Source organism: Paracoccus sp. (in: a-proteobacteria) (assembly GCF_035556475.1).
GTDB lineage: Bacteria > Pseudomonadota > Alphaproteobacteria > Rhodobacterales > Rhodobacteraceae > Paracoccus.
Genome location: NZ_DATMFA010000002.1, coordinates 1 through 20,573 on the forward strand (window position 1 = coordinate 1; position 20,573 = coordinate 20,573).

A 20,573-nucleotide genomic window follows, 5' to 3' on the forward strand; every position below is an offset into this window, starting at 1 on the left:
GAAGTCCGAGGCGGTCGCCCTTCGCACCGCCTCGCCGATCCTTGACCGGCGCGACGTCATCCGCCATTTCAACGCGATGGCCCAGTCTGCGAGAGATGACATATTGCAGCGCGATCAGGACCAGCGCCGGGCGATGCCCGATTTCAGGCTTTACGGCATTGATGCCGTAGAGCCTTGGCTCGACATCGTGCATTACGAGCGCATTCCCTTTCGCGCCGGTCCCTTCGATTTCAGCATTGATCCGCATTTCCACAGCACGCTTCTGCAAGTCCTCTACGTCACACGGGGCGAGGGCACGGCCTCGATCGACGGCAAGGAATGGAAGATCGCGGCGCCCTGTCTGGTCGTCGTCCCCTCGCGCTCGGTCCACGGGTTCTGGTTTCGGGACGATATCGACGGGCATGTGATCACATTGGCGCAGGTCGCGCTGGAATCGGTGGTCGAAGCAGCGGCCCCGGACCTTCTGGCCAGCATTCGCACCCCCGCCGTGCTGGCGGTCGAGCCCGAAAGCCGGCGCGGCACGCCGCTGGAGCATCTGTTCGAGGCGATCGGGCGCGAGGCGACCGGGCATGGCCGCTGGCAATTCGCCGCCGGTCTGGCACTGGTGGTGAACCTTTTCGTGCAGATCTCGCGCCTGAGCGAAAAGGTCCGGCTCTCGGTCACGCCGGCCCGCAGCGCGCGGGCGGCGAAGATCGAACGGTTCCGCGCCCTGCTGGACGAATGGTGCCGGACGCGCCGGCCGGTGGCGGAATATGCTGATGCGATGGGGGTGACGACCGGCCAGCTGACGCGCCTCTGCCACGAGGCTTTCGGGATTTCGGCCATCAGGGCCATTGACGCCCGCGCGATCCATGAAGCCAAGCGGTTGCTCCAGTATTCCTCGCTGAGCGTCAAGCAGATCGCCCAGCAACTCGGCTTCGAGGATGAGGCCTATTTCGGGCGCTTTTTCCGCAAGAATACCGGCTTTCGCCCGACCGAGTTCCGCCTTGGCGCGCAGGGCCGCTATTCGCCCTCCGCGCCGCAGGGTTGATCTAGCCCGCCCGTCCGGTCATGCGCACGAACAGATGCTCGGGGCCGGAATTGGTCAGGTTGTTGCCCCGCACATATTGGATCGGCCGGGTCGGATCGAGGGAGATTTCCCCGACCTTCCGCGCCACCAGCTTCGTCGAGATCAGCGTCTCGAGCTTTGCGAGCGGCATGCCAAGGCATTTGTGCATGCCATTGCCAAAGCCCAGATGGCCGCTGTTGTCCCGGTCGATGTCGAAGGTCTCGCCATCCGCGAACTTGCGGCTGTCGCGGTTCGCGGCCGAGAGCAGCAGGCGCACCACCGCGCCCTTGGGCAAGGGCACCCCGGCGACAACGGTGGGCTCGGTGGTCATGCGGCTGACGCGCTGGACCGTGCCGCGATAGCGCGCCACCTCCTCGACGAAGCGGTCGGCATCCTCGGGCTTTTCGCGGATGCGGGAGACAAGCCGGGGCTGCTCGGCGAACATGCGGAAGGCGTTCGCGACAAGGATGGTCGTGGTGTCGTGACCGGCGATGAAGACGAAGGCGCAAAGCTCCTTGGCCTCCTTCTCGGAGAGGTGGCCGTCCTTCCACATGCGGGCGATATGGCCGCCGATCGACTGGCTGTTCGAGAGATAAAGCCGCTCCATCGCCTCCTTCAGATAGGCGAAGAAGGCCATGGCGCTTTCCTCGTCCGTGCCGGTGCCGGGGGCGTTTCGCGCGATGCGGCCGAAGAAGCTGAAGGTCTCGTCCGACCAGAACTTCATCTTCTCCTCGTCCTCGTCGGGGACGTCGATCATGGTCGAGATGGTCGAGATGCTGAGCGGGATGGCGAAGTCCTGGACCACGTCGCCGCCGCCCTTGGCGATCATCGCATCCAGCAGCGCCTCGGCCCGGCGTTCGATCTGGCCCACGAAGGGATCCAGCGACAGCGGCATGAACGAGGGCTGGACGACCTTGCGCAGCCGGGTGTGGTCGGGCGCGTCGAAAAGCGTGAGGAAAGTCAGCGGCGGCGGGCTGACCACCTCGGAGGAGAACAGCTTCGGGTTGCGGATCGCCTGATAAACATCCTCATAGCGCGATAAGAACCAGACATCCGAGGTCGCCGACTGGCAGCGCAGCACGGGCGCATTCTCGCGCATCCAGCGGTAATGGTCATAGGGATCGCCTTGCGAACCGTCATCGACGACCTTGAACGGCTCCAGCCCCTCGGGCCATTGCAGTTCATGCGAATAGGGCGGCAGGGCATTGCCGGAGAAGGGGCAGCCGCCGGTGAAATCCGGCACCGCGGCCGGTTCCGGTGCCGGTGCCGCGACGGGCGCGGCTTCGGCGGACATGCGCTCCACCGCCCGGCTCATGGTCGCCTTGGAATGCTGGGCGTGCTGGACCAGCGCGCTGCGCACCGCATTCATGTCGCCCAATTCGAAGGCTGCGACGATGTCGCGATGCTGCTGGACGATATCCCCCACGATCTCGATCTCGGGGGTCAGGGCGCGGCCGATATATTCCTGCACGGCGAGTTGCTTGTAGAAGGCGAGAAGCTGCTCGTTCCCCGCCGCCTCGACGATGAACTGGTGGAAGGCGAGGTTCGCCGCGACATAGCGCGGCAGGTCGGTGAAGCGCCGACCCGAGACATAGGGGGCCGTCGCCTCGGCGAGCTTGCGAAAGGCGATCAACTGCTCGCCCGAAAGACGGCCGATGGTCATCTGCGCCGCGCCCAGTTCCAGCGCCATGCGCAGGTCGAAGGCATCGTCGACATCTGCCGGGGCGATACGCTCCACTCCGGTCTGGACGACGACGCCGGTGCCCGAGAATTTCTCATAATAGAAGTTCTGCGGCGTCAGCCCCCGGCTTGAAAGCGCGTCCCGCACCGCATCGACCATGGGCGGCGGGCCGCAGAGATAGACATCCGCATCGCCGTTATTGAGATGTTCGGGGCTGATATGCTGGGTGACGAAGCCCTTGTTCGGGCAGGCGCTTTCCGGGTTCGCGACCGTGCAGATGAAGGTGAAGTTCTCCAGCCGGCGAGCGTAATCCTCGAGGCTTTCGACGGCGACCAGATCCTCGTCATTGGTGACGCCATAGATCAGGTGGACGGGATGGCTGCTGTCGCCATCCGCGGCGATCCTTTCCAGCATGGCAAGGAAGGGCGCAAGCCCGGTTCCGCCGGCAAGAAACAGGACAGGACGTTCAATCGGCCGCAGGTAGAAGCTGCCCATCGGGCCGCGAAACCGGATGCCATCCCCGACCTTGGCCTGTTCGCGCAGATAGGTCGACATCAGGCCGTTCGGGACGTTTCGGACCAGAAATGACAGCTCTCTCCCCGACAGTCCGGCGCTGAAGGAATAGGACCGGGTCTGATCGGTGCCGGGAACGGTGAAGTTGACATATTGGCCAGGCAGGAAGTCCAGCGCCGTCTGCCCCTCGTCCAGCGCGACCGAGAAGGCGGTCGCGGTGGGCGAGAGCGCGCGGCTTGCGGTGATCCGGCCGCTGAATTCGGTGACGACCGCCGCGCCGGAGGTCGCATTGATCTGCAAAACACAGTCGGTCTGTGGGGTCATCTGGCAGGTCAGGACATGGCCCGAGGCTGCCTCCTCCGGCGAAAGCGCATCCTCGACGCAGTCGCCCAGCTCATATTTGCCCGTCCGGCAGGTCGCCTTGCAGGTGCCGCAGACGCCGTCGCGGCAGTCCAGCGGAATGCTGACCTTGGCGCGCAGCGCGGCATCCGAGACACGTTCGCCATCCTTGCATTCGATGACTTCGGTGGCCCCGTCCTCGAAACAAAGCGTAATCTGGTATGTCATGCGACCCCCTCCCAAGCGTGCGCGTATGGCCGGTTAAAACTGGACAGCATCGGGGTTTCGGTCAACGGACAGCGGGCGCATAGTGCAGGACAAAACGTGCATTCCGCTGTTCGATGGAGCTTCAGGAAATATCGGTCGTCGTTAACACTTTGTTAACTATTTGCCGCGACGCTGCTGCTTGCTGCCCTTGATGAGTCGAAATTTTGCGCAAAATGATCCGTGCCGCAGTCGCGGCCCTCATCCTGTCTCTCTGCAGCCTTCCCGCCCTCGCGATGGATTGGTCAGGTTGTCATGCCGGTGTCGATATCGGCGTTGCGCGCGCGCGCTCGCAGGCTACGGACCTGCCCTATGACCGGGGGCCTTATGCGGGCATGGCGGCATGGAATACCGCCGGGGACCGCGTGACGGCCGATGATGTCAGCGGTGCGGTCGGGATTTCCACAGGCTGCGACCGTCAGGTCGCGACCCTGGGCAGCGGCAATCTCGTCATCGGCGGGGTCATGGACTTTGCGCTGCTGAATGCCTCGGGCAGTGCCGGTTTTGGCGGCTCCGGCCGCGATACCAGCGCCGCGTTCGAGCTGCATTCCGCGGCGAGCCTCAGGTTCCGCCTCGGCTATGCGCAGGACCGCAGCTTCTATTACCTGACCGGCGGCTATGCGCGGGGGGATGTGGATGTATCGGCGCGGGATCATGGCCCGCCCGCGATGATGCAGGTCTCGAACGGGGGCGGCAGGTCCGGCTGGGTGATCGGTGCCGGGGTCGAATGGGCGATCGCTCCCTCCCGCACGCTGGAAGCGAGCCTGCTGCATTACGACTTCGGCACGCTGACCGCGACGGGCGAGGCCGAGGATCCCGCAGGGGCCTATCCCCGCTTCGAGCATGACATCCGCGCCGATGTGCTGCGGATTGGGATGAACTGGCGGTTCTGACCGAGATGAGCAGCGCCGCCACGGCCGAGATGCAGGAGTTGCCCACCCCTTCCCAACCGCTGATCTCGACCTCGGCGGGCTTCGCGGACTGGCTCGCGGCGCATGGCGTTGCACTCGCGCTGACCACCTATCAGGCGGGCCGGCTGTTCTTCATCGGCCGCAAACCCGATGGCGACATCCGCGCGCATGAGCGGCTGATCGAGAATTGCAAAGGCCTGTGGACCGACGGGCAAAGCCTGTGGACCAGCGGCGCCTATATGCTGTGGCGGTTCGAGAATGCGCTCGCGCCCGGTGAAAAGGCGGGGAGTGGGGCGGACCGCAAGTTCGTCCCGGTCGAGGGGCGGGTCACCGGCGCGGTCGATTGCCACGACATCGCCATGGGCGAGGTCGAGGGTATCCCGCGCCCGATCTTCGTCAATTCGCTTTGCAATTGCCTTGCGACGATCAGCGACACCCACAGCTTCCGTCCGCTCTGGAAACCGTCCTTCATCAGCGCGCTGGTGGCCGAGGATCGCTGCCACCTGAACGGCCTTGCCATGGATGGCGCGCGCCCGGCATGGGTCACGGCGGCAGGGCGATCGGATGTGGCCGATGGCTGGCGCGATCAGCGCCAGTCGGGCGGCGTGGTGATTGACGTCGCGAGTGGCGAGGTCGCGGCGGCGGGTCTTTCGATGCCGCATTCGCCGCGGTTGCATGAGGGGCGGCTCTGGCTTCTCAACTCCGGCACGGGCGAGTTTGGCCATGTCGAACCGGCGGACGGGCGCTTCACCCCGCTGTGCTTTTGCCCCGGCTTCGCGCGCGGGCTGTCCTTCATCGGCCAATATGCGGTGATCGGCCTGTCGCTGCCCCGGCATGGCGGCAGCTTCTCGGGGCTGGCTCTGGACCGGATGCTGGCCGGGAAATCCGCCACCCCCCGCGCCGGCCTGATCATCGTCAACCTGCGCACAGGCCTGGCCGAGCAGTGGCTGCGCTTCGCGCATACCATTACCGAGCTTTATGACGTGGCCGTCCTGCCCGGCACCCGCGCCGCCGAGGCGACGGGCTTTCGCAACGACGACATCCGGCGCGAAATCCGCAGCGAGGGTCTGCGGGACAATCCCTGGGTCGCTTCCCGCCCGACCCGAACCGAGGACCAGAGATGAGCATTTTTCGCACCGGCACCATCCTCCCGACCGGCAGCAGCCCCGTCGATATTGCGACTGCCGATCTGGACGGCGACGGTGATCTGGACCTGCTGCTGACCAGCTATATTTCCGATGCCCTCACTATCGCCTTCGGGGACGGTCAGGGCGGGTTCACCCTCGGCGTACCGATTCCCGTGACCAACGGCCCGCGCTCGGTGGTGACGGGCGACCTTGACGGGGATGGTGACATTGACCTGCTGGCGACCAACCTCTCGGGCGGTGTGGTCACGGTTGGGCTGAACGACGGGAATGGCAGCTTCACGACGCGCCCGGTCGTGGTGGGACCAGGTGCGCGCGGGCTGGGGCTGGCCGATCTGGACGGGGACGGCGACCTCGATTTCGTCTCGGTGAGCTATGACAGCAACAGCCTGTCGGTCATGCTGAACAATGGCGATGGCAGCTTTGTCGCCGCCGCGCCTCCGGTGCTGGCGACAGGAGGCACTCGTCCGGTGCAGATGACCATTGCCGATTTCAACGGCGATGGGCGGATGGACCTTGCCGTTACCAGCAATTGGGACGATTCGGTGTCGATCCTTGCCGGGAATGGCGACGGAACCTTCGCGGCGCCGGTGCAATTCGCCACCGGCTTTGGCCCGCGCGGAATTGTCGCCGGCGATATCGATGGCGACGGGAATAGCGACCTGATCGTCGCGAATTTCAATGGTGCGTCGGTTTCGGTCCTGCGAAATAACGGGTCGGGTGGTTTCGCCGCCCCGGTCAATCTGGGCACCGGATACAATCCCTATGACATCGCGCTTGGCGACCTCGATGGTGACGGCGATCTGGACATGGTCGTCTCGAATTCGGGATCCAGCTCGCTCAGCATCTTCTTGAATGACGGGGCGGGCGGCTTTTCGTCGGCGGTCGAGACGGTCGCAGTCGGCATTTCGCCGGGCGGCCTCTCGCTGGGTGATTTCGACCGTGACGGCGATCTGGATATCGCGACCTCGAATTTCGGATCGAACAGTTCGCATATCCTGCTGAACACGATGACGACCTATTCGGTCGCGGCAGGCTCGGCCACCGAGGGGACGGAGGCGGGGACCGGGGGCGAACTGGTCTTTACCATCACCCGCACCTCCACCTCCGAGGCCGAGGATGTCAGCTTCACCCTTGGCGGCACCGCCGAGGCCGGGACGGATTACACCTCGCCCGCCGCGCTTGTCGCGAGCTTCGCCGCCGGTCAGGCCAGCACCACCATCCGAATCCAGATCACGCCCGACGACCTGCGGGAGCTGGATGAGACCGTGACGCTGACTCTGACCGGAACCAGCGGTGAGGGACGAATTTCGGTCGGGTCGGGCGCCGCGACCGCAACGATCATGAATGACGATGCCCCGAATACCGCACCTTCCGGCGCGGACCGGACGATCTCCATGCTGGAGGATGGCAGCCGGGCGCTCACCGTCGCGGATTTCGGCTTTTCGGATGCCGATGGCGACGACTTCGCGGCCATCGTTGTCTCGACCCTGCCGGGACGGGGCAGCCTCAGCCTGGATGGCGTGGCGGTGACGGCGGGTCAGGTGATCTCGACCGCTGCGATTGCCGCGGGGCGTCTCGTCTTTAGTCCGGGCGCGAATGAGAACGGGGATGATTATGCCTCGTTCACCTTCCGCGTCCAGGACGATGGCGGCACGATCGCCGGTGGGGCGGACACCGATCCCAGCGCAAATCGTCTGACGATCGACGTGGCCGCGGTCAATGACGCGCCGGTCCTGACCGGGGATCTGGCGGCTCAGGTGGCCGAAGGCGGGCGCTACGTCCTGACCGGCGCGGATCTGGGGTTCATCGACCCGGACGACACGGCCGCTGGCTTGGTCTTTCGCGCCTCGGATCCGGTGCATGGAACGCTTCGGGTGAATGGCGCGGTGGCCAGCAGTTTCACCGCCGCCGATATTGCGGCGGGCCGGGTCAGCTTTGTCCATGACGGCTCGGAAACCACCGGCGCTTCCTTCCGGGTGCTGGTCGAGGACGGGGATGAGGACGGCTCGGTCCCGATTGCGCGGACCTTCACGCTGGGGGTGACGCCGGTCAACGACGCGCCGGTCCTGACCGGGGATCTGGCGGCCCGCGTGGCCGAAGGCGGGCGCTACGTCCTGACCGGCGCGGATCTGGGGTTCATCGACCCGGACGACACGGCCGCTGGCGTGGTCTTTCGCGCCTCGGATCCGGTGCATGGAACGCTTCGGGTGAATGGCGCGGTGGCGGGAAGTTTCACCGCCGCCGATATTGCGGCGGGCCGGGTCAGCTTTGTCCATGACGGCTCGGAAACCACGGGCGCTTCCTTCCGGGTGCTGGTCGAGGACGGGGATGAGGACGGCTCCGCCCCGGTCGCGCGGAGTTTCACGCTAGGGGTGACGCCGGTCAATGACGCGCCGGTCCTGACCGGGGATCTGGCGGCCCGCGTGGCCGAAGGCGGGCGTTATGTCCTGACCGGCGCTGACCTGGGGTTCGTCGACCCGGACGACACGGCCGCTGGCGTGGTCTTTCGCGCCTCGGATCCGGTGCATGGAACGCTTCGGGTGAATGGCGCGGTGGCGGGAAGTTTCACCGCCGCCGATATTGCGGCGGGCCGGGTCAGCTTCGTCCATGACGGCTCGGAAACCACCGGCGCCTCCTTCCGGGTGCTGGTCGAGGACGGGAACGAGGACGGCTCGGTCCCTGTCGCGCGGAGTTTCACGCTGGGGGTGACGCCGGTCAATGACGCGCCGGTCCTTGGCGTGACCCAGCTGGTCACGTCACTGGCCGAGAATGCCTCGACCGGCGCGGCGATCAGGGTTGCGAATGTGACCATCACCGATCCCGATGGCGGGGCGAACCGCCTGTCGCTGGCCGGGGCGGATGCGGGCCTCTTCGAGGTCAGGGGCGGGGCCATCTGGCTGAGGGCCGGTGCATCCCTTGATTTCGAGACGAATCCGGTGCTGGACCTGACCCTGCGGCTGGACGATCCGACGATCGGCACCGGGGCCGAGGCCAGCCGGAACCTGCGCATCACGCTGCGCGATATCCCCGAGGCTCTGAGCGGTACGGCCGGCAATGACCGCCTGACCGGCACTGCATTCGCCGAGACGCTGATCGGTCGCGCCGGCAATGACACCCTGTCGGGCGGCGGCGGTCAGGACACGCTGATCGGAGGGGCCGGGGTCGATCTGCTGCGCGGCGGGGCCGGGGCGGATACCTTCGTCTTTGCCGCGCGGGATTCCGCGCCGGGATATGCGGGCTATATCAGCAATGGCGCGCTGAACCCGCTTTCGGGCGCCGGGCAGCGTGACATCATTCTCGACTTCACCCATGGGCAGGACCGCATCGACCTTTCCGGCATCGACACCGATCCCGGCCGGGCGGGCGATCAGGCCTTCGCATGGCGCGGTTCGGGCAATTTCTCGGGTCTGCGGGCCGAGGCGATCTTCCGGCAATTCGACGCCGCCCAGACGGCGAATGACCGCACCATCATCTATGGCGATCTGGATGGCGACGGGCGGGCCGATCTGCAGATCGAGCTTGCCGGCCTGATCCCCCTGACGCGGGATGATTTCATCCTCTAGCCTCGGTTCTCGATTTCGGTGATCCCGGTTCGGCCGCTTGTGGCGTTGCGGGCGAAGCGGGTCTGGCCGCCTCCATCTCGCTCATGCCGCGGGCCATCTGGCCTAGGCTGCTGCCGCCGGGCAGGTGAGTGTCGATCTCTGGCTGAAGTCGCAGGTATATTGGACGCCCGGCAGATCCTTGGGGTAGCCGAATTTCTCAAGGCGGAGGGAGGGTGCCCGCATCACGACCTCATCACCGGTCATCATCGGGACAAGGACAAGCTGAGGCTTGTCGCGCGCCGTCTCGGGCTGGCCGCGAGGGAAGCAGGCAGTGAGCACCGCAAAGGCATCCTCGCTGGCCGAGCCTCACATCGGTTTTCGCATCCATGCCCGTCGGCATGGTCCAGTCGCCCGCCATCTCTGGCGGCACCGCGACCGGATCAGGTGCGTCGCCGCGCTGCAATGCGATGACGTCGCAGGCCGAAAGGCGGGTGGTGCCCGTCGGCCCGCAATTCCTGATCGATCTCGCACGGGTTGGTGTCGTTGCCGAGTTGCTGCGGGGGTAGGTCATCGCCAGCCCGTGCCCGTGGCTGGTCCCCGAGAAGATCGGGATCTGCGTATCGGTCGGCCCGCCATTGCTGCCAGCCTGCGAAAGATTGCCACCTCGGCCAGCGCCCTGGTCCGGGCGGTATACGAGCGGATCGTCAGGCGCAGGGGTAGGTCTCGTCGTTGCTGGGCCGGTTCTGGTGGGTTGAAGATCGGCAGCGCCCGCCCTACCCGACCGGCAATCGGGACGGGCTCAGCCCCGGATGCTGCGCGACAAAAGCGCCACCGGCAGCATCCCGATCAGCACGATCAGCAACGCCGCGATCGAGGCGTCCTCATAGGTGCCGCGCGCCGCCTCTCCGTAAAGATGGGTGGCGAGGGTTTCGACATTCAGCGGCCGCAGCAGCAGCGTCGCGGGCAGTTCCTTGACGCAATCGACAAAGATCAGCAGCCCCGCTGCCGCCATCGAGGCCCGCGACAAAGGCAGATGGACATGGCGGAACACGCCCGTCGGATGCTGCCCCAGACTACGCGCGGCATGGTCGAGGCTGATCGGGATACGGGTCATGCCGGCCTCGATCCCGCCGCTGGCTATCGCGAGGAAGCGCGCGACATAGGCATAGACCAGCGCTGCCCCGGAACCGAGCAGGATCAGTTGCGGCGCGCTTTCCATGAACAGGCCAAGCACCGCGCTGATCTGGCGGTCGGTGAATGTGATCACAGGCAGAAGCCCGATGGCGAGGATCGTCCCCGGCACCGCATAGCCCAGCGTCGAGACCCGCGCCGCGCCCTGCGTCACCCGGTTCGGGTTGAGGCGGGGGGCGGCGCTGATTACCAGCCCCAGCCCGACCGCGACCAGCGTTGCGGCCAAAGCGAGCGCCGCGGTGTGCCCGGCCTCGGTCCAGATGCGCGGCGGGATGCCCGAGAATGCCACGCGCCGCCATGCCTGGCGGAGCAGATAGGCGGCGGGGGCGGCAAAGCCTACAAGCACCGGCAGCGCGCAAAAGATCGTCGCGGCCCATGCGGGCAGGCCATGCAGGCGGACGCGCGCCAGCGGCACATGACGCCGGGCGCTGGCGGCATAAAGCTGGCCGCGCCGTGCCCGACGCTCGATCAGGACCAGCGAGACCACGATCAGCAGCATGACCAGCGCGATCTGCGCCGCGCCGGGCAGGTCGGTGCGGTTGATCCATGTCGAATAGACCGAGACGGTCAGCGTCCTGACGCCCAGAAACTCGGCCGCGCCGATATCGTTCAGCGTCTCCATCAGGGCCAGTGCCATGCCGACCGCGATGGCCGGGCGGGCCAGCGGCAGGACGATGCGCCAGAAGACCCGCAGCGGCCCGGCCCCCAGCGTGCGCGAGGCTTCCAGCAGGTTCGCGGCCTGCGTCGCGAACAGCGCCCGGACCGGCAGATAGACGTAAGGGTAAAGGACGAAACCCAAGAGCAGGATGCATCCCGTCATCGAGCGGATGTCGGGCAGGCGGAACTCGCGCGGGCTGGAATAGCCGAGGATGTCGCGCAGCAGCGATTGCACCGGCCCGACCGGGTGCAGGATGTCGAGATAGGCATAGGCGATGATATAGGTCGGGACCGCCAGCGGCAGCAGCAGGGCCCAGCCGAAGAACCGCCGCCCCGGAAAGTCGAAGCCCGCGACCAGCCATGCCGTGACCGTGCCGAGAGAGGCCACGATCAGGCCCACCCCCGCCAGCAGCATCGCCGTCTGCGCCAGCGCATTGGCCAGCACGTTGCGGAAAAGATGTGGCCACAACCCGACGCTGCCCTGCATGGCAAAGCCGACCAGCGCCGCGACCGGCAAGAGGACAAGGGCCGCGATCAGGATGGCGGTGATCTGCCATCCTGTGCCGGTCTTGGGGATCATGGGTGCCTCCTCAGGTCCGCGCCCCCCTTTGAGGCGGGGGCGCGGTGCGGCGGGTCAGTTGTCGAAGCCGACGGCCTCGGCCAGCTCGCTCGCCGCCTTGCGTTCGCGGGCGATCGCGGTCAGGTCGGTCGTGTCGACCTTCAGCTCGCCGAACTCGCCCACCAGCGGGCTGACCGGGATGCCGGGCTTGACCGGATATTCGAAATTCGCCTCGGCATAGATCTTCTGCGCGGGGTCCGAGACGAGGTATTCCAGCAGCTTCACCGCCTCGTCCTTGTTCGGCGCGTTCTTCGCGACCGCCGCGCCCGAGACGTTGACCTGCGTGCCGCCATCCTTGAAAGTCGGCAGGATCAGTTTGATCGCCTTGGCCCATTCCTCCTGCTCGGGGCCGCCGGCGCCGCTGCGCATCAGGCCGACATAATAGGTGTTGGCGATGCCGATGTCGCAGATGCCGCCCATGATGTCGCGGGCCACGTCGCGGTCGCCGCCACCGGCCTTGCGGGCGAGGTTGGCCTTGACGCCTTCCAGCCATGCCTTCGTCTCATCCGCGCCGTGATGGGTGATATAGGCGGCGGTCAGCGCGACGTTATAGGGATGCTGGCCGGAACGGATGCAGACCTTGCCCTTCCATTCCGGGTTGGCCAGATCCTCGTAGTTGAAACTTGTGAGGTCGAGATCCTTGGCCGCATAAAGCGCGCGCGCCCGCAGCGACAGGGCGAACCAGTTGCCATCCTTGTCGCGCAGGTTCTCGGGGATCGCAGAGTTCAGCACCTCGGACGTGACCGGCTGGGTCAGGCCGCGATCGACCAGATCGACGAGGTTGCCGATATCGACGGTCATCAGCACATCGGCGGGCGAGGCCGCGGCCTCCTGCTCCAGCCGTTCGGGCAGGCCGTCCTTCAGGAAGATCGTGTTCACCTTGACGCCGGTATCCTTGGTGAAGGATTCCAGCAGCGGTTCGACCAGCTTCGGCTCGCGCGTGGTGTAGAGGTTCAGTTCCTGCGCGCTTGCCGCCTGACCGATCAGAACCGCGCCGAGCAGTCCCAGAAGTTTCGTCTGCATGTTGCCTCTCCGATTGTGACCTGAAGCGCCTTTTATTATCCCAAGGGAATAAGTAAAGATTGTTTCAGCTAACAAAGCCAGACGCCGGAGTGAGGGGCGCCCAGTGGAACATGCCGATTTTCTGGGACAGAAACCCGTCGGCCGCCATGTGCGGACCGATCCGATGCTGGAAATCACCGGGATCGAGCGTCGCTTCGGCGCTGCCGCAGCGGCCGTGCGGGGGGTGTCGCTGACGGTCTGGCCGGGTGAGGTGACCTGCCTGCTTGGTCCCTCGGGTTGCGGGAAGTCCACGACATTGCGCCTGATCGCGGGGATCGAACGTCCCGACGCGGGCGAGATCCGCATCGCGGGGCAGGTGATGGCCGATGCTCGGACTGACCTTCCGCCCGAACGCCGGCCCGTCGGCATGGTGTTTCAGGATCTGGCTCTGTTTCCCCATATGACGGTTGCCGCCAATGTCGGCTTCGGTCTGCCACGTTCCAAAGCCGCGCAGGACATGGTTACGGCGCTTCTGGACCGCGTCGGGCTGGCCCATCATGCGGCGAAATATCCCCATCAGCTTTCGGGGGGCGAGCAGCAGCGCATCGCGCTGATCCGCGCCCTTGCGACCCGCCCCCGCGTCATGCTGCTGGACGAGCCGTTCTCGAGCCTCGACCAGCGGCTCCGGGTCGAGATGCGCGAACTGGCGCTGGACCTGCTGCGCGAGGAGGGGGCGGCGGTGGTCCTTGTCACCCATGACCCGGACGAGGCGATGATGATGGCCGACCGCATCGCGATCATGCGCGATGGCCGCATCCTGCAGGAGGGCGCGCCGCTCGACATCTATCACCGCCCGGTTGATCTGGCGGTGGCGGGGTTCCTGTCGGACCTGAACGTATTCTCCGGCCGCGTGGCGCAAGGCCGCGTCGCGACGCCGATCGGCGAATTGCCTGCGCCGGGCCTTGGCGAGGGAACCAGCGTCAACGTCGCCTTGCGGCCCGAGCACCTCACCCCGCGCCGTTGCAACCGGGCAGAGGCGCATGCCCATGTCCTCAGGGTGCAAAATCTCGGGCGCGAAACCGTCGTCGAGCTGCGGCTGCCGGGCCACGGGCAGCATCTGCGCTGCGTCTTGGCCGGGCGCAGCGACCTGAGCCCCGGCGAGCATGTCAGGATCGACTTCGATCCCGCCGGAGCCATGCTGTTTCGCCGTTAGGCCGGGATGAGTTGCAGGCCTCCCGCGAGGGGATTGCCCATGGTTTGCCCCGGACCCTCGGGCAGGGCGTCATCGCGGTGAGCCAGACCTCCCTCGCAAAGCGAAGCGACGCCCGGAAGCCGCCGATCATCTGGTGAGGGCGTCGATGTGGGAGGACTTGAGGTATAGGATCTGCTGGTCATTCGCTACACCGGGCATGTGCACGCCGCGCCGAACGACAGGTATCAGTTCGTGCTGAAGCATGACAAGCTGCAACCGCGCTGCTCCCGCCCGATTCCCGAACGCCTTATCCCGTGCGGTTGCTGATCGAGGGCGCAGAAAGCCATGCTGCGCCTCGTCACCGATGCGGCCGATCCGGCCCCCGGTGGTCGCGGCGGCGGGCGGGATCGACCTGGCTGAGGGTCGTGGCTTCATTTGGATCGCGGCCGGAGTCTTGCGCTCCCTGCGCGACCATTTCCAAAGCCGCGGCCATCCGCCCGAATGGCTGAAGGCTGCGGGCTATTGGCTCAAGAGGGCGAGCGGGAAATCGCTGGACTGGTCCTCCGGGCGCGTGCCTAGTCCCGCTTCCACTCGCGCAACTCTCCCGAGGCCGTGTATTCGGCCTTGAAGCGGTTGCCGTCGCGGTCGCGACCCTCGATCTCGATGCCGTCATTTTCGAATTCGAGCTGTTCGATCGTGCTGCCGGCCAGCTTCTCGTCCTTTTGCAGCGCCTCGGGCAGGACGGGGGCGAGGGCGGCGAATGGCGCAAGGGCGCGCCCGTCGGTCTCGATCTCCTCCAGCGTGCCGTCGCGGTAGAAATCCAGTTCCACCAGAACGCCGCCGGGCAGGGTGCCGGTCGCATCCGGGCCGCGCTCGTCAGGGTGCAGGCGGATATTCGTCAGGCCCAGCAGGCGGATCACCTCCTCCGCCCCGGCGGGGATTTGCGCCAGTGCGGGCTGGCTGGCCAGCAGCACGGCGGCAAGGGCAAGCATTCCGGTTTTCATCAGCCGATCCCTTCAGGATTTGAGGAGTTTCGCGACAGCCTCGCCCACGGCCGTGGCCGATTGCGGGTTCTGCCCGGTGACGAGGCGCCCGTCGACCGCGACCTTGCTGGTCCAGTCGGGGGCGGGCTGCATCTTCGCGCCCAGCTCCGCCAGCCGAGTCGAGAGCAGGAAGGGCACGACCTTTTCAAGACCGACCGCGCGCTCCTCGGCATCGGTGAAGGCCGCGACCTCGCGTCCGGCGACCAGGGGCTTCCCATCGGGCAGCGTCACATTGGTCAGCGCGGCAGGCCCGTGGCAGACCGCCGAGACGACGCCGCCCTGTTCCCAGATCGCGCGGGTCTTGTCATTGACCGCCTGCGTGGTCGGGAAATCCCAGACCGCGCCATGGCCGCCGGCAAAGAAGATCGCCGAATAATCGGCGGGGTTCACCTCCGAGAGCTTGAGGCTCGCAGCGATGCGGGCGCGGAAATCCGGGTCGTTCCAGTAGCGGGCATTGGTCGGATCGTCGAGGTCCATCCCGTCCACCGGCGGATCGCCCCCCTGGATCGAGGCGAAGGCGACCGGCAGCCCCTCGCGCTCGAACACGGCGAGGGGGTGGGTCACTTCGGAGAGGAAATAGCCGGTCGGGCCGTGCCCGGCCTTGTCGCCATGCGAGGTCATCACGATCAGGATCGGTTTCATGGGGGCTCCGTTTCATACGCGGGAACCAAACGCCGCCAGGCTCTCGCCCGTTCCAGTCGGTCGTGGTTCGGGCATGGAACGTCGCGGGCGGGTTTCGTCAAGGGCCGCAAGGTGCGGCGATCCGGTGACAATAGCGCGTGAGGGGCCACGCGGCGGGCGATCCCCTTCAGGGGAGGATGCCAGGCCGTGGGCGTGCTTTTATGGCTGGGGTTCCTCGACCGCGCACCGACGATCGCAGATGCGAGACCTGCGACCCCAGAACGGCATCGACCCCTTCGCGATCAGGCGGAGAGGAACTTCTCGGCCGCCTGACGACCGGCCAGATGCGAGAGAGGGCCGACATCGAGGCGGCTCAGGCCCATATCGGCCAGTTCGCGATCGCTGGTCATGTCGAGTTCTTCGAAAGTGCGGCGCTGGACGCGGCGGGCGATGAAATAGGCTCTAATCCGGCGCGAGATGCCGAGTTGTTGGCTCGCCGGGGTCCGGCTGTGGCCATGGCTGGAAACTGCTGCTGTTGCCATCGATCTGTTCCTTCTGTTTGCGCTATCGACATGGATGCTGCAGCGCGGCATGAGTAGACCCGTTCGGGGCATTCCAGCCATGCGGAAAGGGGATGGCAGGTCGATCGGTCGCACCCTCCGCGCGACGTCTCGGGTGGTGGCCGTGCGTCAGGCGCTCCGACGGTCGCGTCTTAATCCGACACTTCGCCGCGCTGGGTTCTGACGCGGCTTTTCAGCGGTCCGAGGGCGGCCAGATGCTTGCGCATGAACTCCGAGGCTTCCTCGTTCTGCCCGCGCAGCACAAGATGCAGCAGTTCGATATGCTCGATGCAGCGCTCGCGTGCGACGTCGCGATCCAGCATCTGGCGATAGTCGATCAGGCGTCGGAGCCGGTCGACCCGCTTCAAGGCGTCGATGAAAAAGATGTTCTGGCTGCATTCGATGACCGATTCATGCATGCCGCTGTTCAGCTCGAAAAGCTTGGCGTCGGGGACGGTCCAGATGCCGCCCTCGACCAGCCATCGCTGCTCGACCAGCCGGCTTTCCAGCACCGGGCGGTTCAGCTCGAAACGGGGCTCAAGCAGGGCGGCGGGTTCGATCAACTGGCGGAACCTGTAGCTGTCCCGATAGGATTCCAGCGAGGTCAGCACCGGCAGGAACTCCCAGCCGTGACCCGGCAGGCGCTCGATCCAGCCTTCCTGCGACATCCGCCGCAAGAGCTTGGTCAGTCGTCCCCGGGTCAGGTCATAGCGGCGCTGGAACTCGCTTTCGGTGATACGCTCGGGCAGCAAGCCCGTCACGCGGTCATTGGCAATCCGCAGATAGACCTTTTCGTCCTCGTCCACCTCGGCCACGGGCGCGCTGAGGCTTTCGGCCGCGGCGATGTCGACGACGCGATAGCCGCTGCGGTCGCCCGAGGTCAGCACGCCCGCTTCCTCAAGCTGCTTCAAAGCGACCCGAACCGGCGAACGCGAGACGCGGAACTGCTCGGCCAGCTTGCGCTCGGTCAGTCGGTCTCCGGGTTGTAGCCCGTCGGCCCGGATATGGCTGGCGATCTGGCTGACAAGCGTATTGGCGAGATTGGTCATGGATGCACCGGCTGATTTCCCGAAACAAATGCCACTTTGCGAAGCTCATGCCAAGGTTGATGGTATTTTTATATTGCAAAAAACCTTCATGCTGCGTAATTGGCATTTATTGATCGTAAAAGACCATTCGGAAGAGGCGCACCGCAGTGGTTCGGACAGCTTCCCGCCAACAACAAGGATGAGTGACGTGCGGCTTCTGGTTCTGCCCGGCGACGGGATCGGCCCTGAAATCACCGAAGCGACCCTGCAGGTGCTGCGGCAGGCCGATCGGCAATTCGGCCTCGGCCTCAAGATCGAAGAGGCGGATATCGGCCTCAAGTCGCTGGCCGAGCAGGGCACGACACTGCCCGAGGCGGTCATGACGCGCATCCCCGAGGTGGATGGGGTCATTCTGGGACCGGTCTCGCATTACGACTATCCGCCCCGCGACAAGGGCGGCATCAACCCCTCGGGTGAATTGCGGGTGAAGTTCGAGCTTTTCGCCAATATTCGCCCCAGCAAATCCCGCCCGGATCTGACGGTGCTGAGAAAGCCGATGGACCTGATCATCGTGCGCGAGAATACCGAGGGCTTCTATTCCGACCGCAACATGTTCGCCGGCACGGGCGAGTTCATGCCCGACCCCGACATGGCGCTGTCGGTCAGGAAGATCACGGCCCGCGCATCGCGAAACGTCGCGAAAGCGGCGTTCGAACTGGCCCGCGCGCGGCGCAGGAAGGTCACCGCGGTCCACAAGGCAAATGTGGTGAAGCTGTCAGACGGCCTCTTCCTGCGCGAGGTCCGCAAGGTCGCCGAGGAATACCCGGATGTGCAGCTTGAGGAGTTGATCGTCGACGCGACCGCGGCGCTGCTGATCCGCAGGCCGGACGCCTTTGACGTCATCGTCACCACCAACATGTTCGGCGATATCCTGTCGGACGAGGCGTCGGAATTGTGCGGCAGCCTGGGCCTTGGCGGCTCGATCAATCAGGGGGCGGAGGTCTGCGTCGCGCAAGCCCAGCATGGCTCGGCCCCCGACATTCAGGGTCAGGGCAAGGCCAACCCGACCTCGCTGATCCTGTCGGCGGCGATGTTGCTCGATCATCTGGGCCTGAAGCACGGCGACGCGAAGCTGAACGAGGCCGCGCACGCCATCGGGGCCGCCGTCGAAAGCACGCTGGACCGGCCGGATCTTCGGACCGCCGATCTGGGCGGACCGCTTGGAACGGCGGCATTCACGAATGCGGTCTGTGCCGCGCTTGCCTGAAATCAACACGTGTCCTGGAGGGGACCGAAGGGAGGAAGACCATGAGAAAAATCACTCGACGCGCTCTTGGCGTGCTGATGGCCGGTGCGCTTGGCGCAGCCGCGCTGACCCCGGCCACGGCCGAGGAGATGCTGCCCTCGCTGGAATTGCTGGCGCCGTCCAGCCCCGGCTCGGGCTATGACCAGCTTGCCCGCGCGGTGCAAGGCGTATTGCAGGCGCGTGGCACCGTCCCCGCCGTCGAGGTCACGAATGTCGCCGGTGGCGGTGGCACGGTGGGCCTGTCGCAATTCGTGACCAGCCGGCCGCGCAAGCCCTCGGCGCTGATCGTGGGTTTTGCGCTGGTGGGCGGCGTGCTCTCCACCAAATCCGCGGTGACGCTGGATGACGTCGCCCCGATTGCTCGCCTGATGGGGGATGTCGATGCGATCGTGGTGCCGGCCAGTTCGGAGATCAAGACGCTCGATGACCTGATCGCCCGGCTCAAGGCCGATCCGGGCGGCGTCTCCTGGGCCGGTGGCTCGATCGGCGGCGTCGATCACGTGACGGCCGGGCTCTTCTCGAAGACCGTGGGCGTCGATCCTACCGCGATCAACTATGTCGTCCATGCCGGCGGCGGCGAGGTGCTGGCCTCGGTGTTGGGCGGCCATGCGACGGTCGGAATCTCGGGTTACGAGGAGTTCCGCGCACAGGTGGAAAGCGGCGATCTGCGGGCGCTCGCCGTCTCGGGCGAGGCGCGCATCGAAGGTGTCGATGTTCCGACCTTCAAGGAGGCGGGGGTCGATCTTTCGGTCCAGAACTGGCGCGGCATCGTCGCCAACCCCAAGGCCAAGGAGGCCGATCGCGCGGCGCTGGAGGCGGCGATCGCAGACATGGCGAAATCGCCGGAATGGGCCGAGGCGCTGAAGACGCGCGGCTGGATAGACAGCTATCAGCCCGCAGACGAGTTCGGCGCCTTCCTGAAGGACGAGACCACGCGCATCGGTCAGGCCCTGCACGCCGCGGGCGTTCTGTGACGGGGCGGGAAAGGGCAAGGTCATGAAGCTGCTGCAACCGCATACCGCCGAACTGGTGCCGGGCGTGTTCTGCCTTGGCCTTGGCGGCTACATGCTGCTCGACGTCTGGTCACGGCCGGGGATCGCCACCAAGGCGGCGGTGGGCCCGGGGGTGTTCCCGGTCATCATCGGGGCGGGGCTTGCGGTCGTAGGCCTGCGCCTCTGCCACGAGGCATGGCAGCGGCGCGGTCAGGGCGCGCCCTTTCCCGAACTGGACATTCGCGCGGCCTTTCAGGGCGCGCTGGCCTTCCTCGTGATGATCCTGACGCTGGAATGGCTGGGCTGGGTCATTGCGGGCACGCTGATGTATGCGACCGTCGCTCATGCCTTCGGCGAGCGGAGGGTTTTCCGCTCGCTGTTGCTGGGCCTTGGCCTGACGGTCGCGACCTGGTGGCTCTTCGACCGGATGCTGGATCTGGCGCTGCCCGTCGGCACGGTGGTCGAACAGGTGCTGACCCATTTCGGCTATGAGATCTGAGAGGCAGGGATGGATACCTTTTCCGCATTGATGCATGGATTTTCGGTCGCCACCACCATCGGCAATCTCGGCTGGTGCTTCCTTGGCGTCGTGCTGGGCACCGCAATTGGCGTGCTGCCCGGCATCGGTCCCGCGCTGACCGTGGCCCTGCTGCTGCCCGTGACCTACGGGATGGAGCCCGCCTCGGCCTTCATCATGTTCGCCGGCATCTATTACGGCGCGATGTACGGCGGCTCGACGACCTCGATCCTCCTGAACGCGCCGGGCGAGTCCGGCAGCATCGTCACCGCCATCGACGGCCACGCCATGGCCCGCCAGGGCCGCGGCGCCCAGGCGCTGGCGACCGCCGCCATCGGCTCCTTCATCGCCGGCACCATCGCCACCGCGGCGCTGACCTTCGTCGCCCCGCTGATGGTC

Annotated in this window: 18 protein-coding genes; 10 read left to right on the forward strand and 8 right to left on the reverse strand. The window is 66.1% G+C overall.

The annotated features are described in order from the left end of the window. Window positions 1-1,030: helix-turn-helix domain-containing protein (locus VNQ78_RS00150; protein WP_325685327.1), on the forward strand; the 1,030-nt coding region annotated here is incomplete at its 5' end. Window position 1,031: 1 nt separating this feature from the next. On the opposite strand, the gene benC is transcribed toward VNQ78_RS00150, so the two are convergent. After that, a complete protein-coding gene (gene benC / locus VNQ78_RS00155) occupies window positions 1,032-3,809 on the reverse strand; it encodes a benzoate 1,2-dioxygenase electron transfer component BenC (RefSeq protein WP_325685329.1) in 2,778 nt (925 codons plus the stop codon). A 212-nt stretch (window positions 3,810-4,021) separates the two neighbouring features. Between benC and VNQ78_RS00160 the strand changes: the two genes are divergently transcribed. The 3 genes from VNQ78_RS00160 to VNQ78_RS00170 are packed head-to-tail and all read left to right on the forward strand — an operon-like array spanning window position 4,022 to window position 9,467. Next, on the forward strand, window positions 4,022-4,738 hold the full coding sequence (locus tag VNQ78_RS00160) for an outer membrane protein (RefSeq protein WP_325685332.1): 717 nt from the start codon (window positions 4,022-4,024) through the stop codon (window positions 4,736-4,738). 5 nt (window positions 4,739-4,743) lie between these two features. Next, window positions 4,744-5,880, forward strand: a complete 1,137-nt coding sequence (locus VNQ78_RS00165) for a TIGR03032 family protein (RefSeq protein ID WP_325685334.1) — start codon at window positions 4,744-4,746, stop codon at window positions 5,878-5,880. Then, complete coding sequence (locus VNQ78_RS00170) at window positions 5,877-9,467, forward strand: FG-GAP-like repeat-containing protein (RefSeq protein WP_325685336.1); 3,591 nt, start codon at window positions 5,877-5,879, stop codon at window positions 9,465-9,467. Before VNQ78_RS00165 ends, VNQ78_RS00170 begins: the two co-directional genes overlap by 4 nt. Before the next feature lie 102 nt (window positions 9,468-9,569). On the opposite strand, the gene VNQ78_RS00175 is transcribed toward VNQ78_RS00170, so the two are convergent. Continuing rightward, the gene (locus VNQ78_RS00175; RefSeq protein WP_325685338.1) at window positions 9,570-9,785 is read right to left on the reverse strand and encodes a hypothetical protein; all 216 of its coding nucleotides are present in this window, start codon (window positions 9,783-9,785) and stop codon (window positions 9,570-9,572) included. Between the two features lie 47 nt (window positions 9,786-9,832). On the opposite strand from VNQ78_RS00175, the gene VNQ78_RS00180 reads away from it, so the two are divergent. Beyond that, window positions 9,833-10,012 carry a hypothetical protein gene (locus tag VNQ78_RS00180; protein WP_325685340.1) on the forward strand — a complete coding sequence of 60 codons (180 nt, stop codon included), beginning with the start codon at window positions 9,833-9,835 and terminating at the stop codon, window positions 10,010-10,012. Window positions 10,013-10,245: 233 nt separating this feature from the next. Here VNQ78_RS00180 and VNQ78_RS00185 read toward each other — a convergent pair whose 3' ends face one another. Together VNQ78_RS00185 and VNQ78_RS00190 are read right to left on the reverse strand one after the other, a co-directional pair. Then, on the reverse strand, window positions 10,246-11,874 hold the full coding sequence (locus tag VNQ78_RS00185) for an iron ABC transporter permease (RefSeq protein ID WP_325685342.1): 1,629 nt from the start codon (window positions 11,872-11,874) through the stop codon (window positions 10,246-10,248). 54 nt (window positions 11,875-11,928) lie between these two features. Next, window positions 11,929-12,936, reverse strand: coding sequence for a Fe(3+) ABC transporter substrate-binding protein (locus tag VNQ78_RS00190; RefSeq protein ID WP_325685344.1), 1,008 nt, complete (start codon window positions 12,934-12,936; stop codon window positions 11,929-11,931). 103 nt (window positions 12,937-13,039) lie between these two features. Between VNQ78_RS00190 and VNQ78_RS00195 the strand changes: the two genes are divergently transcribed. Then, complete coding sequence (locus tag VNQ78_RS00195) at window positions 13,040-14,128, forward strand: ABC transporter ATP-binding protein (protein WP_325685346.1); 1,089 nt, start codon at window positions 13,040-13,042, stop codon at window positions 14,126-14,128. A gap of 554 nt (window positions 14,129-14,682) precedes the next feature. Here the strand turns inward: VNQ78_RS00195 and VNQ78_RS00200 are convergent. From VNQ78_RS00200 to VNQ78_RS00215, 4 genes are all read right to left on the reverse strand, one after another. Next, entirely contained in the window at window positions 14,683-15,111 is a 429-nt protein-coding gene (locus VNQ78_RS00200) for a hypothetical protein (protein ID WP_325685348.1), read from the reverse strand. A gap of 12 nt (window positions 15,112-15,123) precedes the next feature. Next, a complete protein-coding gene (locus tag VNQ78_RS00205) occupies window positions 15,124-15,792 on the reverse strand; it encodes a type 1 glutamine amidotransferase domain-containing protein (protein WP_325685350.1) in 669 nt (222 codons plus the stop codon). Window positions 15,793-16,073: 281 nt separating this feature from the next. Beyond that, window positions 16,074-16,313, reverse strand: coding sequence for a DUF1127 domain-containing protein (locus VNQ78_RS00210; protein ID WP_325685352.1), 240 nt, complete (start codon window positions 16,311-16,313; stop codon window positions 16,074-16,076). Window positions 16,314-16,483: 170 nt separating this feature from the next. Next, window positions 16,484-17,380: a GntR family transcriptional regulator gene (locus VNQ78_RS00215; protein WP_325685354.1), complete on the reverse strand. Its 897-nt coding sequence runs from the start codon at window positions 17,378-17,380 to the stop codon at window positions 16,484-16,486. A 187-nt stretch (window positions 17,381-17,567) separates the two neighbouring features. On the opposite strand from VNQ78_RS00215, the gene VNQ78_RS00220 reads away from it, so the two are divergent. The 4 genes from VNQ78_RS00220 to VNQ78_RS00235 all read left to right on the forward strand — a co-directional run. After that, entirely contained in the window at window positions 17,568-18,626 is a 1,059-nt protein-coding gene (locus tag VNQ78_RS00220) for an isocitrate/isopropylmalate dehydrogenase family protein (RefSeq protein ID WP_325685356.1), read from the forward strand. Between the two features lie 41 nt (window positions 18,627-18,667). Beyond that, window positions 18,668-19,639: a Bug family tripartite tricarboxylate transporter substrate binding protein gene (locus VNQ78_RS00225; RefSeq protein ID WP_325685358.1), complete on the forward strand. Its 972-nt coding sequence runs from the start codon at window positions 18,668-18,670 to the stop codon at window positions 19,637-19,639. A gap of 22 nt (window positions 19,640-19,661) precedes the next feature. Beyond that, window positions 19,662-20,156, forward strand: a complete 495-nt coding sequence (locus VNQ78_RS00230) for a tripartite tricarboxylate transporter TctB family protein (protein ID WP_325685360.1) — start codon at window positions 19,662-19,664, stop codon at window positions 20,154-20,156. Window positions 20,157-20,165: 9 nt separating this feature from the next. After that, window positions 20,166-20,573, forward strand: a 408-nt coding sequence (locus VNQ78_RS00235) for a tripartite tricarboxylate transporter permease (RefSeq protein WP_325685362.1), incomplete at its 3' end; no start/stop codon positions are given.

What these genes read in the sequence shown, in the direction of transcription:
- VNQ78_RS00180 (WP_325685340.1), top strand. Translation starts at nt 9,833, where the DNA reads ATGCCCGTCGGCATGGTCCAGTCGCCCGCCATCTCTGGCGGCACCGCG.
- VNQ78_RS00200 (WP_325685348.1), bottom strand. Translation starts at nt 15,111, where the DNA reads ATGAAAACCGGAATGCTTGCCCTTGCCGCCGTGCTGCTGGCCAGCCAG.
- VNQ78_RS00170 (WP_325685336.1), top strand. Translation starts at nt 5,877, where the DNA reads ATGAGCATTTTTCGCACCGGCACCATCCTCCCGACCGGCAGCAGCCCC.
- VNQ78_RS00190 (WP_325685344.1), bottom strand. Translation starts at nt 12,936, where the DNA reads ATGCAGACGAAACTTCTGGGACTGCTCGGCGCGGTTCTGATCGGTCAG.
- VNQ78_RS00185 (WP_325685342.1), bottom strand. Translation starts at nt 11,874, where the DNA reads ATGATCCCCAAGACCGGCACAGGATGGCAGATCACCGCCATCCTGATC.
- VNQ78_RS00160 (WP_325685332.1), top strand. Translation starts at nt 4,022, where the DNA reads ATGATCCGTGCCGCAGTCGCGGCCCTCATCCTGTCTCTCTGCAGCCTT.
- VNQ78_RS00205 (WP_325685350.1), bottom strand. Translation starts at nt 15,792, where the DNA reads ATGAAACCGATCCTGATCGTGATGACCTCGCATGGCGACAAGGCCGGG.
- VNQ78_RS00215 (WP_325685354.1), bottom strand. Translation starts at nt 17,380, where the DNA reads ATGACCAATCTCGCCAATACGCTTGTCAGCCAGATCGCCAGCCATATC.
- VNQ78_RS00165 (WP_325685334.1), top strand. Translation starts at nt 4,744, where the DNA reads ATGAGCAGCGCCGCCACGGCCGAGATGCAGGAGTTGCCCACCCCTTCC.
- VNQ78_RS00210 (WP_325685352.1), bottom strand. Translation starts at nt 16,313, where the DNA reads ATGGCAACAGCAGCAGTTTCCAGCCATGGCCACAGCCGGACCCCGGCG.
- VNQ78_RS00225 (WP_325685358.1), top strand. Translation starts at nt 18,668, where the DNA reads ATGAGAAAAATCACTCGACGCGCTCTTGGCGTGCTGATGGCCGGTGCG.
- benC (WP_325685329.1), bottom strand. Translation starts at nt 3,809, where the DNA reads ATGACATACCAGATTACGCTTTGTTTCGAGGACGGGGCCACCGAAGTC.
- VNQ78_RS00230 (WP_325685360.1), top strand. Translation starts at nt 19,662, where the DNA reads ATGAAGCTGCTGCAACCGCATACCGCCGAACTGGTGCCGGGCGTGTTC.